At 46.8% G+C, this 16255-nt stretch carries 15 protein-coding genes and 1 riboswitch; of the genes, 3 read left to right on the forward strand and 12 right to left on the reverse strand.

Features of this window, described 5'->3' with window-relative positions:
* Positions 1-152 precede the first annotated feature (152 nt).
* From ACLR2L_RS12700 to ACLR2L_RS12715, 4 genes are read right to left on the reverse strand one after another with little or no spacing between them, the layout of a single operon-like run.
* Positions 153-938 carry a phosphotransferase gene (locus ACLR2L_RS12700; protein ID WP_413368568.1) on the reverse strand — a complete coding sequence of 262 codons (786 nt, stop codon included), beginning with the start codon at positions 936-938 and terminating at the stop codon, positions 153-155.
* Entirely contained in the window at positions 896-1519 is a 624-nt protein-coding gene (gene pnuC / locus ACLR2L_RS12705) for a nicotinamide riboside transporter PnuC (protein ID WP_413368569.1), read from the reverse strand. Before pnuC ends, ACLR2L_RS12700 begins: the two co-directional genes overlap by 43 nt.
* 6 nt (positions 1520-1525) lie before the next feature.
* Positions 1526-1780, reverse strand: coding sequence for a YkoF family thiamine/hydroxymethylpyrimidine-binding protein (locus tag ACLR2L_RS12710; RefSeq protein ID WP_140956017.1), 255 nt, complete (start codon positions 1778-1780; stop codon positions 1526-1528).
* 11 nt (positions 1781-1791) lie between these two features.
* Positions 1792-3855, reverse strand: coding sequence for a TonB-dependent receptor (locus tag ACLR2L_RS12715; protein ID WP_413368570.1), 2064 nt, complete (start codon positions 3853-3855; stop codon positions 1792-1794).
* Between the two features lie 57 nt (positions 3856-3912).
* Positions 3913-4012, reverse strand: a riboswitch (TPP riboswitch).
* 408 nt (positions 4013-4420) lie between these two features.
* Between ACLR2L_RS12715 and ACLR2L_RS12720 the strand changes: the two genes are divergently transcribed.
* On the forward strand, positions 4421-6211 hold the full coding sequence (locus ACLR2L_RS12720; protein WP_413368571.1) for a helix-turn-helix domain-containing protein: 1791 nt from the start codon (positions 4421-4423) through the stop codon (positions 6209-6211).
* Positions 6212-6297: 86 nt separating this feature from the next.
* Here the strand turns inward: ACLR2L_RS12720 and ACLR2L_RS12725 are convergent, their stop codons facing one another.
* Positions 6298-6714, reverse strand: a complete 417-nt coding sequence (locus ACLR2L_RS12725) for an acyl-CoA thioesterase (RefSeq protein WP_413368572.1) — start codon at positions 6712-6714, stop codon at positions 6298-6300.
* Positions 6715-6821: 107 nt separating this feature from the next.
* Here ACLR2L_RS12725 and ACLR2L_RS12730 point away from each other — a divergent pair, with 107 nt between their 5' ends.
* Positions 6822-9020, forward strand: a complete 2199-nt coding sequence (locus tag ACLR2L_RS12730) for a GNAT family N-acetyltransferase (RefSeq protein WP_413368573.1) — start codon at positions 6822-6824, stop codon at positions 9018-9020.
* A 70-nt stretch (positions 9021-9090) separates the two neighbouring features.
* On the opposite strand, the gene ACLR2L_RS12735 is transcribed toward ACLR2L_RS12730, so the two are convergent.
* Genes ACLR2L_RS12735 through ACLR2L_RS12760 form a run of 6 tightly spaced genes read right to left on the reverse strand, consistent with a single transcriptional unit; the run spans position 9091 to position 14043 of the window.
* Positions 9091-10356 (reverse strand): tetratricopeptide repeat protein, encoded by a 1266-nt coding sequence (locus ACLR2L_RS12735; RefSeq protein WP_413368576.1) that lies wholly within the window; start codon positions 10354-10356, stop codon positions 9091-9093.
* A 5-nt stretch (positions 10357-10361) separates the two neighbouring features.
* A complete protein-coding gene (locus ACLR2L_RS12740; protein ID WP_140956022.1) occupies positions 10362-10973 on the reverse strand; it encodes an energy transducer TonB in 612 nt (203 codons plus the stop codon).
* Between the two features lies 1 nt (position 10974).
* The gene (locus tag ACLR2L_RS12745; RefSeq protein WP_140956023.1) at positions 10975-11373 is read right to left on the reverse strand and encodes an ExbD/TolR family protein; all 399 of its coding nucleotides are present in this window, start codon (positions 11371-11373) and stop codon (positions 10975-10977) included.
* Positions 11374-11384: 11 nt separating this feature from the next.
* Positions 11385-11909, reverse strand: coding sequence for a MotA/TolQ/ExbB proton channel family protein (locus tag ACLR2L_RS12750; RefSeq protein ID WP_140956024.1), 525 nt, complete (start codon positions 11907-11909; stop codon positions 11385-11387).
* 1 nt (position 11910) lies between these two features.
* Positions 11911-13272, reverse strand: a complete 1362-nt coding sequence (locus tag ACLR2L_RS12755) for a MotA/TolQ/ExbB proton channel family protein (protein ID WP_140956025.1) — start codon at positions 13270-13272, stop codon at positions 11911-11913.
* A gap of 6 nt (positions 13273-13278) precedes the next feature.
* Positions 13279-14043: a DUF3450 domain-containing protein gene (locus ACLR2L_RS12760; RefSeq protein ID WP_140956026.1), complete on the reverse strand. Its 765-nt coding sequence runs from the start codon at positions 14041-14043 to the stop codon at positions 13279-13281.
* Between the two features lie 564 nt (positions 14044-14607).
* On the opposite strand from ACLR2L_RS12760, the gene ACLR2L_RS12765 reads away from it, so the two are divergent.
* Complete coding sequence (locus tag ACLR2L_RS12765) at positions 14608-15171, forward strand: 2OG-Fe(II) oxygenase (RefSeq protein WP_413368574.1); 564 nt, start codon at positions 14608-14610, stop codon at positions 15169-15171.
* 36 nt (positions 15172-15207) lie between these two features.
* Here the strand turns inward: ACLR2L_RS12765 and ACLR2L_RS12770 are convergent.
* The coding region (locus ACLR2L_RS12770) for a putative 2OG-Fe(II) oxygenase (protein ID WP_413368575.1) at positions 15208-16255 on the reverse strand (1048 nt) is incomplete at its 5' end.

The raw sequence follows: 16255 nt of genomic DNA on the forward strand, positions 1-16255 counted from the left end.
CCATCGGTTTTGGAGACCGCTGTTCTACCAATTCGAACTACACCCCTAGCGCGCTGTGAATTATACGTATGCCCGATCAAAGGTAAAGTAATTTTATCCGAATTTCACCAAATTTGATTTAAGCGGGCAATTAATAACCACATCCGGCGTATTCAGGGTAATGCGGCTGTCCATAAGTCGTTGGTAAATTGAACAATGGGCAGAAATATCTCGGTTTGCTGACGCACTGTTTCGCGCTGAAAGCCCGACACCCCGGCATAGGCATCACACAAACTGTTGATTTGCGCGGTATCAAGTTCATTAATGACAATACAAGCAGCCAAATCGAAATACCGGTTACCAATCGCTGCGTATTCCCAGTCGATTACCTTGTCTCGGTTTTCGCCAACCAAATGCGCAAACGACAGATCATTGTGACAAAAGCAGTAATCATCGTAGCGACTGTGTTTTGCCAGCATCTGGGTTAGCTTGTCCCGCTGAGCCACAAATGGCCGGGCTTCTCTTGATGGTAACTGTTCGAGATAGTGTTGCCACACAGGAACCAGGGCCAACGTGGGCGCATCAACATCACATTGATGTACCCGCCATAGCGCAGTGGCTAATAAAGCGGTATCAATACATTGCTGACCAGGTGTTTCAATCCACGACTCCACCCAAATTCGCGCGTGTTTATCAAAGCCTTTCAGCGCTGGCGCAACGCCCACATCACTCAGTTGTTGCTGTAAGCGATATACGTTGGGATAATCAACTGCACTAAACGTATCAGGCCCGAGTTGCTTTACGGCCCAGGCCTCAACATCATTACTGGCTTTAAACACGCGATTGGCTGGGCCCTGTCGAATCAGTTGCCAGCTCAGTGCAGAAGCGTTGGGTAAAATGGGAACCAGTGTCCGTACTAACTCATCGCCGGGGTATGACTCACCCACTCTTTTTTCCACTGCATATATCCATAAAGAGAGAATCCCACATAGCCAACAAACAGGCAAGCAGACAATACCAGACCACTCTGCCAGTATAAGTAAACTGCGGCGCAATTAATGAAAAACCAGTATACCCAGTTTTGCAATACTTTATGGGCAACCATAAAGGTAGTCACCACACTAAAAACATTTACCGCGGCATCTAACCACAAATGTTCGTGGTTAAACTGTGTTGCTGCCAGTTTTCCTAACAACACCACCACGCCAACTAATGCGATTACCAGCAAGCCATGCAGCCAAACCGGCCAACTCACCACACCGCCTGTGTCGCTGGGCTTGTGATGCCATTGCCAGTAGCCATAAACGGCCATTATCATGTAGAACACATTTAACGCAGACTGAAATGGCAGGGATACCTGCCAAAAAATCCAGGTATACAGTGCGGTACTGGTAAATGCCGCAAACCAGCACCTCACGTTTTGACGGGCAGCCAGCCACACATACGCAATGGCCAGAACCACGGCCAGCCACTCTGGTAACGATGTCTGAGTTACCTGAGACATAAACTGCGTTGCTAACTCCGTTGCTAACTGCTCCATCGTTATTTACCTGCTTTGCATTGCGTCAAAATTCAGGAACTTGGCTACGAATACCGCCTGCCCGACTTCCTCGTGCACTCGCTGCATCTCAGTGCCCAGAATGCGCATTACCGACTGATAATCTCCGGTTACCTGTGTGCTGGTAGAACAGGTGACAACCGTGAGTTCCTGATAAGTATTCAACCGCTCAATAAAGCCCTTGATGGGCGGAATAAACTCATTCACCAGCGGATAAAGCGACAACTCAACCATCACTTGCATAGTATTAGCTCCTAAAACTGATAACGCACTGACACGCCAAACTGACGACCATTACCCAACTGATAGTAGGGTTCTTCAAATTCGTAATAATCACGAGGATCATTACTGAATCCACCAAAGCCACGCGTGTAGTACGTTTCGTCAAATACGTTGTTTACCCACAGGGTGGTTTCCCAATCCGCTTGCTGCCACACTACCTGTGTATGCACCAGCGTTGTAGCCGGTGATTTTACATCGTGGCCGTCGGAGAAACGATAGCGACTGGTGTAGTCGATCTCCAGATTCCACATCCAATCCGAGGCGAATGCAAACTGACTGAAAAGATTAGCAGTAACCGACGGAGCCTGGGCCTGTGTTTGTCTTGCTACAAAGCTGCCATCTGCACGGGTATATTTTTCAATATAAGCATCGAGGTAACCCAACGATGCATTTACCTGCCAATTATTGGCTGCCTGCCAGCTGAGTTCCAGTTCCGCACCTTGGTTTGTGCCTAAATCAGCGTTATCGATAATATCGATAAACTCGGCTGAGTTGTCGTCGCGGTATTGCACATCGTAATCGCTCACCTGGGTGTCTTCGCGTTTCATCACGAATACCGCCGCACGCAAATTAACCGTATCGGCCAATGGCGCTTTTACACCCAGCTCGTAGTTCCAGTTAAACTCGGCGTCGTAAAAACGGCTTGCCTCCTGCACATTCTGGTCAGGGTTAATCCCTGCCCCTTTAAATCCGCGGGAGATACTTGCATACCACAACTGCTCGCCTATCAGGTAATTCAGTGCCAGTTTACCACCCAGCATGGTTTCATCGTGTTCACGGGCTAAACCCGCATTATCAGCATAAGAGAAATCGTAATTTTCAGCACGAATGCCGAAAGACAAGTTCAGATTGTCAGCCAGTTCACTGTCTAACTGACCGTATACCGCCATGGTGACAGGCTTGTACTCACTGAGGAAATCTCCATCTGCGTAAGTATATTCGCGCAATACCTGCTCTTCGGTACCTTCAAGACGCGCGCCCACAACCCAACGGGTAGTGTTGTTAAACAACTTTACCTGTTCGCTACCAATAAAACGGATTTCAGCGGTTTGAGTATCGACTTCGCGGTAATAGTGATCGGTTGAGGTATAACCCCAGGGATGGAAACCCGTATAGGTCCAGTCTTCATCATAGCCATAACCAATATTGTGACTGGCGTGGGTAACGATAAACTGCAATTCACCCGAGTCGAGTTTAGTGGCTAAATTGGCGCTTACAGCGTGAGTTTGCTGGCGGTCGAATCCCGGTTCGTCGCTATGGGTAATGTTGTCATTATCCAGTGAAAATGCGTCGTAACCATTGTCGATATCGTACCAGCGATAGGCCACATTTAATGTGGTGGCATTGTCGATTTGCCACTTCGCTGCCAGCTTAACAGCGGACTCATCAATATTGTTGGTATCTTCGCGTTGCAGAAACGCGTTTTTAACAAAGCCGTCACTGCGATTGTGATAAACCGCGGCACGCACTGCCAGGCTATCGTTTACAGTAACACTGTTAGCCAGTTCTACCCGGTAGCTGTCTTTACTGCCCACCCTCGCACTCACATAGTTATTATCTGTTGCGTCTGCGTCATTGGATTTGATCAGCACGGCTCCCGCTAATGCGCCGGTGCCGAATACGGTGGCTTGTGGACCACGAAAGACTTCAACCTGTTGAGTGTCAAACAATATACCGGACGCACCCAGACCAGAAAAATCGAAATCATCGACCATGAGCGCAACAGAAGGATTAATCGGCTCAGCGTATTGTGAACGCTCGCCAATCCCGCGAATTTGCACGAACCGACCGCGCGATGCACCGGCATTAAAGTTCACGTTGGGTGCTACTCGCAGCAAACCATCAAGGTGGTCGGCCTGACGGGAAGACACACGGGCATCACTGATCACCGACGCACTAGCGCTGAGCTGAGCTAAACTTTGCTGATAAAAATCACCATATACAGTGACGCGTTCAATGTCGGATTCGGTTTGTGCTGTCGCTTGAAGCGCGACGCTTAATAATGATAATGAAAACAGTTTCTGTGAAACGTTCATACAGGATCTCTTGTGCAATAGTTGACCAAAAGATCCGGCTTTTACGGCAGGTGATAAGGCTGTATTGTAAACCATCCCTACGCCGGTATTATCCGGATCAGGTAAAAGGGTTCCCGCTTAGCGGATCTCAGCCTGTTTGGCACCCCTTGGTACACGTCAGTTACCTGAAAAGTACAATCAGGTATCAAAACGCGGGGGCAGTCTACCAATACGCAGCGCGAATGCAAGAGATTCTGTATTCAGAAAATAAAATGCCCGCCTGTGACGTGGCGGGCATAACTGTTATCGCTGCCCTTTAACGGACAGTTACCGGTGGTGACGTCACCGGTCGCTACTGGCACTAACTACACGGAGTAACATCGCGGTTGGCATCGCATACTCACTAGTGCCGGTAACGCAATCCGTACTACACATATCGGATTGGGTATGGTGTAACTATAGCGGCAAGCCAAAAAGGAAAGTAGGACAATTAAAGCCAGACTTTAGGACATTTTTGTTCAACTTCCTTCGAAATCTGAACGTTATATGCAATGATGGACAAAGATAAACGACGAGGAGCATTGGATTGGCCTACACTGGAACCTTCTGGTCCGCCGTATTACGCGCTTTACTTAGTCTTCGAAGAGACAAGCAACTGAGTAGTCTGGATGATGAGCAGGTAGTTGCATTACTCCCTCGGGTTGAGTCAAATGAACTAACGGCCGAACAATTGGCTGAACTTGGCGATTTATTGCTGGCAGAACACTCTGCCCTCATAGGTCAGTCTTTACTGGGCTACCTGGATTTTAACAAAATGGGTGCAGTGCATTGTTATGCCTCGTTGAGCAAAGACATCCGCTCTGCATTACAAGCAAGTGAAAACATTACCCAAGCCTGGTTTCAACCATGCGAAACCCTAACGCTTACCCTATCCGGTAACAGCGCCGCCTTGTTGGTAAATACGTCACTTCCTGTGTCACTTGTGCCTTTTCAGATTGCGTTTTTCCTGCTGTTATTCCGCCACCTTGCAGGTCGCGACTTTGAATTTCAGCAAATTGAAGTGCCACACAATGCCAATCTGGGTTTACTTGCCCCCATTAGCAAAGCACCTGTAGTGGTAGTTGCCCACGAACAGCATCACCCGGGAATGGTAAAACTCACGTTTGCTGAAGACTGGCTCGACAGACAGTCTTTTTTCCACAGCCCGAATTTACAACAAATCCTGGCCCGTAATTTTCAGCAATACGCCCATCAGGACACCGAGAACTCACTCCTTATTTCACTGTTAAAAGCCTTTGATTCGGTAGCCCAGCCGGCGCGGATCCGAGCCGAAGGAATAGCTGACCAACTCAACATGAATATGTCTACCTTCCGGCGCACGTTGCGTCAGGAAAACATATCGTTTAGTGCTGTACTGAAAAGTTACATTCACGAAAAAAGTGTTCATCACTTGTTGAGCGGCAAAAAAGTGGACGATGTATCCGACTTGTTGGGATTTTCCGACCGTCGGGCTTTCGACAGAAGTTTTAAGGAGTTTACCGGTGTTAACCCTGGCCAATTACGTCAGGTAGGTAGCCGCTTGCGTTTTCAGCGGGGCAATCAGGCATTGGTTGAAATATCAGACAACTTGCCGCCCTTACCTGAAACCATTAATCAGATTATCAAGCTGCCAGAAGCACAACAAACCGTTAGCGCCCTGGTGTCGTTAATCGCTACCGATCCGGTATTTCAGGCCCATATTATGGGCAAGGCCAGCCGGGCTATATACGGCACAGCACCCATTTCGTTGCAACAGGCTATCGGCCGCAATCTGGGCGTAAGTCAGGTGCGCCATTTAGCGGTATTATTTGCCGCTCAACAGTTTTTAACGGTGCAAAGTGTGCACCCGGATGTTGCTAAACTGATTGACGCCATGTTGCTCAGCCATTCCTTGTTTAATGCGCTGTTTGCCAGCGAATACGCTGAATCGCAAAGGGAAATACTCAATCAGGTTGTGATGTTTGGGCCGCTGTCTTTACTGTTGCTTTTTCATGCGGAGCACGTTGCAAGTAAACGCATTTACTCGGCCTGGACGCATTCAGATGATTTCGACAGTTTTATACAGCAGTTGGATGCAGAGTTTAACGTTTGCCTGTATGGCGCGTCTTCATTGCTATTGATTAACTGGGGCATTACCAGTGAAGTTAATCAAATGCTATGGCAGTTGTGCCGGGGCGGTGAGTCTCAGGTACTCCAGCGAATACTGTTTTGTCACAGTTTGGCGTTTAACAGCCTGTTTTTCGAAAACAGTAACTGTGATAGCGTGGCAGAAGGACAGGATAAGCCTCTTACACCGGCGCAACTATCAATCATGCAATCGCTACTCGAGCGTTGGTAACATGAACTGAGTACCAGGTTTTCCAGCCAAAGCTAAACTGTATTGCTCTCAGTTAAACGCATTGGTACTCAGCTCAACGGATTGCCCTATACGCCTATATTGAGCTTGCCGATTTCTTCGGCTGTTTGTTGTGCCAGTACTTCCATGGTTTTGCCATGAGGCGCGGGTAAACGCGTTTCAGGATCCACCTTAACAAACACGATATCGTCAGCCAGACAAATGGTTTTCTTGGTAGCTTTGTTACGCACCAGGCAGGATACACTGATAGAGGTTCGCCCCACCGCTTTGGTTGCCAGCCCAAACTCAACAATATCACCCTGTAGCGCTGGAGACTCAAAGCTAATCTCGCCAATGTGCTTGGTAACCAGGCAATTGGTTTCTAACTGACAGATTGCATAAATCGCCGCTTCTTCATCTATCCACTGTAATAAACGGCCACCAAATAAAGAATGTGCATAGTTAAGATCATTTGGCATCACCAGCCGACGCGTTAAAAATCGCATTGATAGTCTCTGTGTTGTATTGCAATTGCAGTATTTTACCTTAACCACCAATTCAGTGAAAATGGTAAACTCTGCCTGTAAACATAACCTTTGGAAATACAGGCGCGATGGCAGTCGCAATAAACCACAGTGCGTTCGGCGAAAAATTAACAACATGGCTGTTATCACGAGATAAACAGGTGTGCCACCGACAGTTACTTTTGATTAGCGGCTGCAAAGCATTCTGTGAGCAGCAACTGGCGTTTATTACCGCACATTTCAACAATCGAACGATACATGCTTCGGGCTGTGTACTTAACACTGTGCCAGAGGCGTTGGCGCTTAAGCAGACTACTCAATTATTGGGTTCCACCTGCTCACTGGCTATTTATGATGCGTTTGATGCCTTCAGGCCAAGCGCACTGCTTGCATTGGCGGGAACCGTTTCAGGTAACGGGTTACTGGTAATTTGCACTCCTGACTTGAAAGATTGGCCTGAATATAAGGAACTCACCACAAACCACTACCTGAGTTTTGGACACGATTGCACGTTCAGCGCCTTCCGCAATTACGTTGCAACAGAATTCAGGGACAACGAATCGATTGCATTACTACAGGAAAACGGAATTTGCAGACTTCCGCCACCACTACCGGTTACCAATCCAGAACCGGGCGAGCTGTTAACACCATTTGCATCGTTGGACCAACAAGCAACGTTTGCAGCAATGAGCAGTCTGTCAGGTGATGGCGTCAGTCTGCTAACCGCTGACCGGGGTAGAGGTAAATCCACACTGTTGGGCATGCTAGCTGCACACTGGCTGCTATCAGGCAATTCAGTGAGTATATGCAGTCGATATCCTGACTCGGTTTCCGCCATTTTTGAAGGTATAAAACTCATTGCACCCCATTTAGAGGTCGCAACTGACCGGTCGGTTGCATATGGTGAACACGCGATAAGCTGGCTACCCATTGACCATCCGCACCTGATGAACAATACGGCTGCAATACTGATAATTGATGAAGCAGCAAACCTGCCAATCCCTGCACTCAAATTACTATGTACACACTTTAGCCGGGTAGTACTCAGTACGACGATGCGAGGCTACGAAGGCACTGGACGGGGTTTTTTAACCCGTTTTATTCCCTGGCTTCACACTACATTCGCGAAAGTTAATTACTACTCGGCAATTACCCCGGTAAGATGGTCTGAACACGATCCGGTAGAAGCATTGTTAAATACATTATTTCAGTTAACATCTGCGCCAGTTGAAGAACTAGTAAGGCCGAAAATACCGGGCAAAACGCAAAGCATATCAACCAATGAACTGTGTTTTTCTGAAGTGACCGACAAATCCCCTGAAGCCTTTGCTTCAGTAATCTCGCTACTGATGACTGCGCACTACCAGACAACTGTTGATGAATTAGTGAGACTGTGCGACACGCCCGAAAACCATACCCTGGTTGCTAGGTTGCATGGCCGCGTAGTTGGCGTGCTGAACATTCAATTTGAGGGTGGAAAGCTACTGCAATCCCTTGCACAGGATATTGCGTCGGGTACACGGCGGCTAAATGGTCATTTGTCTGCTCAATCCATCAGCCATTTCATCGCCTCTGCAGATATAGCAAGCTATCGTTACTGTCGTGTAAACCGAATAGCGGTTGAACCGGAATACCAACGTAAAGGTATAGCGACATATTTACTTAATTCGCTTGTTAAGTGGCTCGAACCATTTGAAGTAGATGCAATAACCACCTCTTTCGGGGCAACACCGGAACTCATCGGCTTTTGGCGTACATGCCATTTTGAACCAGTAAAAGCAGGATTAAAACGCGACGCCTCCAGCGCCGAATACAGCCTGTTAATGTGGCAACCTGTATCAGGCAACGCGACAGCGCTTGCTCCCTTGGTAGCTGCTCGCTTTACTCAGGAATTAATGCTTCATCACGAACGCCACATATTTAACCTACCCGAGCACCTTCATTCAGACACGAATAGTAGCAATTCGGCTCAAGCAACGGCCTTTACCAACTGTAATATGGCTATACTCCAGCAAGTAATCAGCAAACAACGGCACATACAACATGCCAGAGGCAGTCTTGTATGGCTACTTAATCGATACAATACACTTTATGGCACACGGGACTTTGCGTTGAGTCAGGCAGTAGCAGTACTGACAAATTTTGCATTGTACTTCGATGACTTGCCAACATTCATAAGCCACTATCACTTAACCGGAAAGAAGCAGGCCTACGATTTTGCCACAGCGAAACTAATTGAAGTGATGGAGTGGGATAATGAGGGATTTCATCAACGCTTACGGCATTAATGACTATAGAGAGCTCCGAAACACAGTGGTATAACAGACCAAAAAAAAGCGCCCGAAGGCGCTTTTTTAATTAGATATTGATACCGCGATTCTTCGCTTTCTGCTTGATGTAAGGTTCCCATGCGTTCGCATTACGACGCATTGACGAATCCTTCTTAGCTTCCTTAACATGCTCGAAGGCTTGTTTAAAGTCGCCAGCATAGAAGTTAGCTTCCATTAAGCTGAAATGTACTTTACCTGGTTCATCAGTACCACGTGCTAAAGCATTGTTTAACGCTTTGATTGCACCTTTGTAGTCTTCTGCTACCAGTAACAGTACGCCTTGCTTGCGATAGAATTCAGGATCAGAGGATAACTCGGCCGCTTGCTCGTAATACTTCGCAGCGTCCTTGTATTCCATTGCCTGGTGATAGCTATTCGCAATCGCCGCATAGTTTTCAGCAGTCTTTTCAACCACGCCTTTCTTAATATTTTCTGCTAGAACTTCAGCAGATTTGAACGGCATGTTGTTAGTTGAATATAACTGAGACAACATCTTAATCAGATTAGGCTTGTTGAGGTGCCCATGATTGTAGGCAATTTCCAGCGTAGACAAAGACTTTTTATAATCTTCAACCATCAGGTAAAACTGGCCTAACTGAACCCACCACTTGCCCTCTTCAGGGAACGTGTTAACAATATCTTCTGCCACTTTAACCGTTTCAGGATACATCTTACGTTCATAGTAAGCTGAAAGTTTCAGAACATACGGGTTCTTATTGGGTTTCTCATACAAAGCAATGGCTTTATCTGCCGGAGCGATCAGTTTATCGTACTGCTTAAGTTCGTAGAATGCGTTAGCCATACGGGTATAAACTTCTGGATCTTCCATACAGGTAAAATCCAGCCACGCCTGATAATACTTAACCGCCTCAGAGTACTTTTTCTCCTGAAGGCTCAAATCAGCAATTAGCTTTAACGTTTGAGCGTGTTCAAGGTCATTCAGTACTTTTGGGTTAACGGCTGAAGTCAGATAACCAAGTGCCTTCGGCCCTTGCTCATCTTTAGTCGCCAGCATGTTACCCAATAAACGGTTAACGTAAGCCTTGTCAAAGTCTTCAGACGGATCAATGTCCATCAACTGAGCAATGGCGTCATCTACCAGATCTTCGCCGTAGGCTTCGTACGCTTTTTGTACTTTCTTACCAACGCGTTCGCCAACCAGCTGAGTTGTACCCTTTTCATAACCAGGACATACCACTGGCGATGACACTTGTGCCAGTGAAGGCGCTGACATTACAGCGCCTAAAGTGAATGCCACGGCTACAAGCGACTTTTTGAACACTACTGATTTCATCATCATTATTGCTCCAGTTTAAAGTCAAGTTGTACAAACATTTTAGGTTGTTTAACCGGCTTACCATCAACAATTTTTGGCTTGTATTTCCACTTTGCAAGAGCACGACGTGCTTCGCGATCGAAAATACGCTTAGGATCAGCATCAAGTACTTCGATGTCACCTACTGAACCATCTTCGTTAATTGTAAATTCCAGTTTAACCCAGCCTTCTTTACCATCACGCGCAGCTTGTGGTGGATATTTAGGATCGATACGAACGATTGGTGTTGCATCACCATCCGTTTGCATTGCACCTACACCACCAATGTTTACACCAACACCGCCGGTATCAACATTAGGGATATCCAAACTAAAACCATCTGCATCCGGCTCAGCATCTTCCGGCTCAACAGGCTCCAATTTTGGTGGCTGTTGTGGCGGCGGAGGAGGCGGTGGTGGAACACGGGTACGTGTCTGCACATCCTCTTCCTGCGGCTGCATTACGATATCAATTACGGGGGCATCCGGCACTTCGTCTGCAGGGGTGGCAGAGTTTTCAATCAACTTTGCCATTACCACGAACAGAACGAATGCGACTGCTGCACCTAATAAAAGAGAAGCAATAAATCGTACCATGTTAGTTCCTCGCAGCTACCGCTATACGGTCAATGCCTGCAGCTTTAACCTGGTCCATCACTTCAACAACAATACCGTGTTTCGCTTTAATATCCGCCTGGATAAATACGTAGTCGGTAGGTTGCTCCGTAAGTAATCTCTCTAAGTTTGCCCTGACGCTGTCTAAAGACACCTCACGTTTATCTAACCAAACATCACCATCTTCAGTAATTGCAATGAAAATGTTGGCATTTTTGTGTAGGAACGCTCGGCTCGCATCGGGCTTGTTTACTTCAATACCGGCTTCTTTTACGAAAACCGTTGTCACGATAAAGAAGATAAGCATGATAAACACGATATCCAGCATGGGTGTCATGTCAATCGCTGCATCTTCCTCTTCGGTTCTGACTTTTCGAGCCATAATCTCTCTCTCTATTGATACGGTAGGCTATCGACTAGCTTTTCCCGCGCAATCTTAACTTTTGCCTCAATACGAGTACTGACGAACAGTCCAGACAGCGCAGCTACCATTCCGGCCATAGTCGGAATTGTTGCCATCGAAATACCACCCGCCATCAAGCGAGCGTTACTTGTGCCTTGTGTTGCCATCGTCTCGAAAACGCTAATCATACCAGTTACTGTACCAAGCAGACCGATTAACGGACACATGGCTACCAGCGTACGGATGATCAACATTCTGGCATTCAGTTCATCTGAAGCCTCTGAGATCCACGTTTCACGGATTCTATGCGCATACCAAGACTTTTTATCTTCACGCGCGTTCCAGTTTTGGATGATTTGATTTCTCATCTTTGGAAACACTGCGGTCAGAAACCAGTAGCGCTCAATCATTAATACCCACATGAGAAAGAGCGCGGCAGCAACGAAATAGAGTACGTCACCGCCGGTAGCGATAAAGTCCCTGACCGATTCGAATAATCCAATCAGGTAAACCATATTATGCCTTCTCCGACTCAGCGTGAGCAGCAATGATACCCGCAGTCTGCTCGTCCAGGATGTGAACGATTGACTTGCTCTTAGAGGCAACGATGCTGTGCGTTAAGATCAATGGCAGAGCTGCAATGATACCTTGAGCGGTAGTTACAAGTGCCATAGAGATACTTCCCGCCATCATACGTGGGTCACCAGTACCGAACAGTGTGATGGTTTGGAAGGTTGCAATCATACCCAGTACTGTACCTAACAGACCCAGTAACGGAGCAATTGCAGAGAAGATCTTGATGATGTTGATACCTGCTTCAATGCTTGGCAGTTCTTTCAGAATTGCTTCGTCAAGTTTCAGCTCAAGGTTTTCAGCATCGGTGTTTTTGTTGTTTTGATACACTTTCAGGATACGACCCAGTGGGTTGTTCTCTGATGGTGAACCAGGGTTTTTAAGCTGTGCACGGATTTTGCCGCCAATCAGAGACAGAGTCAGTACTTTGTACACACCGATTAACAAACCCAGTGCCAGCATAGCAGTGATGATGTAACCAACTACACCACCAGCGTGGTAACGTTCCATCATTGTCGCTTTTTGCTTCAACAGGCCCAGGATTTGACCACGTGATGGGTCAGCGTAGAAACCTACAAAACCTGAAGTCGCTGAACGCAGGTCAGCAGTTGAGTCTACCATGTAGCCGTCAGGCTGACGACCCAGAGGCTGAACTACTTTGTTTACGTCGTCGTAAGTCAAGTAGCCTTCGTCACCAATCAAGTTAAATGTACCAACACGCACAACTTCCTGAGTGTTTGTACCACCGTCAAGGTTGATAACGTCAGTGCTGAAACGAACTACCTGGCCTTGTTCAGTCATTTCTGTCTGAAGTGAAAGCCACAGTTCTTCCAGTTCTGCAATGTTAGGCAGACCACGAGATTCTTCTGACATGCGTGACAGGAACTCGTCACGGCCAGGGTACTGAGCACTTACCACAGACGTTGCAATACGACCGTAAGCTTCAGAAGCAGCCTGACGTACCACACCAAACATTTCACCCAGTGTACCGGTAGCCTGATCCAGCTCTGCTGCTTTTTCGTTCAGCTTAACTTCGTTGTCAGCAAATTGCTTTTGCAGACGGTCACCACGGCCTTGCTCAGCCTTCAGGTCAGCTTCAGCTTTACGCAGCAATGCTTGCTTGTCTGCGCGGGCAGAAGTGAACTCTGCTTCGCGCTGTGCATTGATTTTTTGCTCAGATGCACGATTAGCCTTAACAGAATTTAGCAGGTCTTGCAGAGACGCAGGCTCTTGAGCCTGAACCGCTGTAGAAGACATAACCGCTACCGTTGCAGCGGCAAGTAGAGATTTAAATACTGGTTTCATTAACGCTTACTCCGCTGCTTTGATAGGAAGTTTAATCAGGTCAGCTGGTATCAGCTGTTTCGCCATTTTCACAGCGTCATTCACTGAACCTAGGTACTCATCACCCAGTTCTTCCCATGCGCGCGTGTCGTTGTTCCAAACCCAAGCGTGTTTTTGGTCCAAAGACAGTGCCAGCATTGAAGTACGGCCCATGTTGAAGAAATCAACAGTAACCGTTGTACCTGCGCTTTCCAGTGTACCCTGGTAAGACGCAATACGCGTGCCGTATTCTGTTTCGATTAAGTAAGCGTCAAGTACCTGACGGAACTGCTCAGAAACAGTAACGTTAGAGTTTGACATCAGGTCGCGCAGTCTTTCAACGCGCTCTTTACGCTCTTCCAGACGCACAGGAACGTCAAGTTCGATAAACTTGTCGAGGCTGTCGATCATGCGGAACATCAGAGGAACGATACCTTTTTTGGTATCTTCGATGCTGTCGATTTGCTTCTGTAAAGAGTCAATACCACGCTGCTGGTCAGCAACCAGGCTTGCAAGGTAATCGTTATAAATTTTCAGGTTTTCCGTTTCGTCAACAACACCACGGTATTCAACCAACAACTCCTGTGACTGCTCGAAAAGCGAGTTGATTTTTTCTTGAGATTTCGCTGCAGCCGCGTGAATCTTCGCTTCTTCGCTATGAAGATCGCTCAGCGTAGTTGCAGAGACGACTGCGCTACCAGTCAGTGCGAATGCACCCATCACAGTAGAAGCAATAAGAGTTCTCTTGCTCATTTTGGACATAGTTCCCAACCAATTTCTTATTTGAATCCTTGCGCCTGTAATAAAAATACTCAGTCGCAAGGGGCGTATAAAATTTCTATATTTAGGAAGGTAGTAATTGCCGTACGAACGCCAATACTACGAACGTCTTATAGTCACACGAGATTGTGGAAAGAGTCAAGTAACAAGCTCTTTACACACACCCGATCACCGGTTGTTTGCTCAGTGAATAAACAATAGCGAAGGGGATTATGTGAATAATTACCATTGAAAGTGTAAATAAATTACAAAACCTTAACAACACATGTAACTATAATGCGCCTAAACATCCGACCAGCTGTCTAAACATCGCGAAACGTTTACAAGCCGCACCGAACCGGCAGTAATGTAATAACGCAAAGCCGACTTTGTTACAACAGCCTGCCCTTTATTATTTAACTGACGCTTTATGCTTGCACAGTGAGGAATTATTGGGGATGCTGTTAGTCTCTTAATTTCGCCGATATAACTCAGGCGTGAAATTAATGTCATCTTTTACAATTAATCAGTTCGGAAAATAACTAATAATTAACTACTATGCCAAGTATTACACCTACGCACAGCAAGCAAATCGACGGCAAACCACTTTGGGTGGTAGACAATATTGCCAGCGCAAACGAAATAGCCAACTTATTTAATGGTCTGGAAGCCAGTGCATTCAAACGCAATGAAATTGCCCGTCCGGACACCGCTAGTTTTAAACATTGGGCGTTGAATCTGCAACCCCAGCAGTTCAGCCAGTTGCCGTTTTTCCCGAGACTACTGGAAACAGTGAATCAACTTACCGCCGATCAGTATCAGGTTTATCGTGGCTACGTAAATTACAGCAGCTACGGTGATATGTTATTTACGCACACCGACTGTTTGCCTGAGCACAATGAAATGACGGCACTCATGTATGTTGCACCGCACTGGGATATTGAATGGGGTGGCGAAACGCTGTATTACAACAAGTTTGACGATTGTGAATTCGCTTGTACACCCAAACCCGGGCGCCTGGCGATTTTCCACGGTGCAATAAAACACGCAGGCCGTCCACCCAACAAAGTATGCACCATGCCGCGTTACACCCTTGCGTTTAAGCTTGAGAAAGTGAAATAACCCACTAAATACTTCGACATTCCGGCCTCGACGGCACTATTGCCGCTCGGATGCCGGAATCAAATCAAAGGCCACCGTTAAGCGTGTTTCATCCGATGTAAATGCACGTGTGCCATGCCACATGTAAGATGGAAACAGAATTAATCGACCCACTTTAGGTTTAACTACGTATTCTGGCTCGTCGTGCAACCCGGTAATATTCGGGCGGCCAAACTCTATCCAGCCCTGCCCTTCCTCGTCCACTGCATCTGGTACTCCCAGATAAATTACGCCACTCAACCACCCGGCAGGATGAAAATGCGGCTTGTGAAATCCGTTTTGGCGCAATCTTACCGACCATGAACCGGTGAAGAAATAATCATGTGTTTCAGGTAAACGAGACAGCAACGGGTGATTGGCATCGCGGGCTAACGAAGCAATATGTGATTCAATCGTACTCAGAATATGTTGTTTAAGATTAACAACGGGCTTATCGGGAATATCAAAAAGTTCTTCCAGCGTTTGCGTGCCCTGTTGTAACGATTGCCCAATGGGTTGTCTCTTGCCGGAATGACTGTTTTGTAAATACTCAACCAGTGTATTGATAGTGTCAGGATCTGCCTGCCAATCGGTAATGCTCACCAACTGTTGATAGTTACATAACGCATTGTATGCTTTCGACTTATCCAGTTTACGCAAGCAGGTCACATAAAGATTCCACCACCCCTGATCCTTAGGTTCCCGTTTTATGAGCAATTGAGCACACTGAAGCGCCTGCTGATACAAGCCGTTAGCCAAAAGATTATAGCTGTGTTCGTTAATGAGCGCGGTTGCGTGAGGCTTAGGCTGCAGAGACATTGCCTTTTCGGTACATTGCAAAGCCTTAGCTAAATTACCGCATTCTCTTTCTATAGTGGATTGCAATAACAGGATATCTGTCGTGGTTTTATGATGTACCTGCAACTGTTCAAACTGCTCCCGTGCCTGGTGCCAGTCGTTGCATTTGGTCAATAAATGGATGAAAGCCAACCAGAACGGCAAATTTTGAGGCTGCGCTGCTATGGCCTGTTTAAAATATCTGAATGGATGGTCATCGCCACTGAAC

The sequence above is a fragment of the Alteromonas sp. AMM-1 genome (assembly GCF_047290655.1).
GTDB lineage: Bacteria > Pseudomonadota > Gammaproteobacteria > Enterobacterales > Alteromonadaceae > Alteromonas > Alteromonas mangrovi.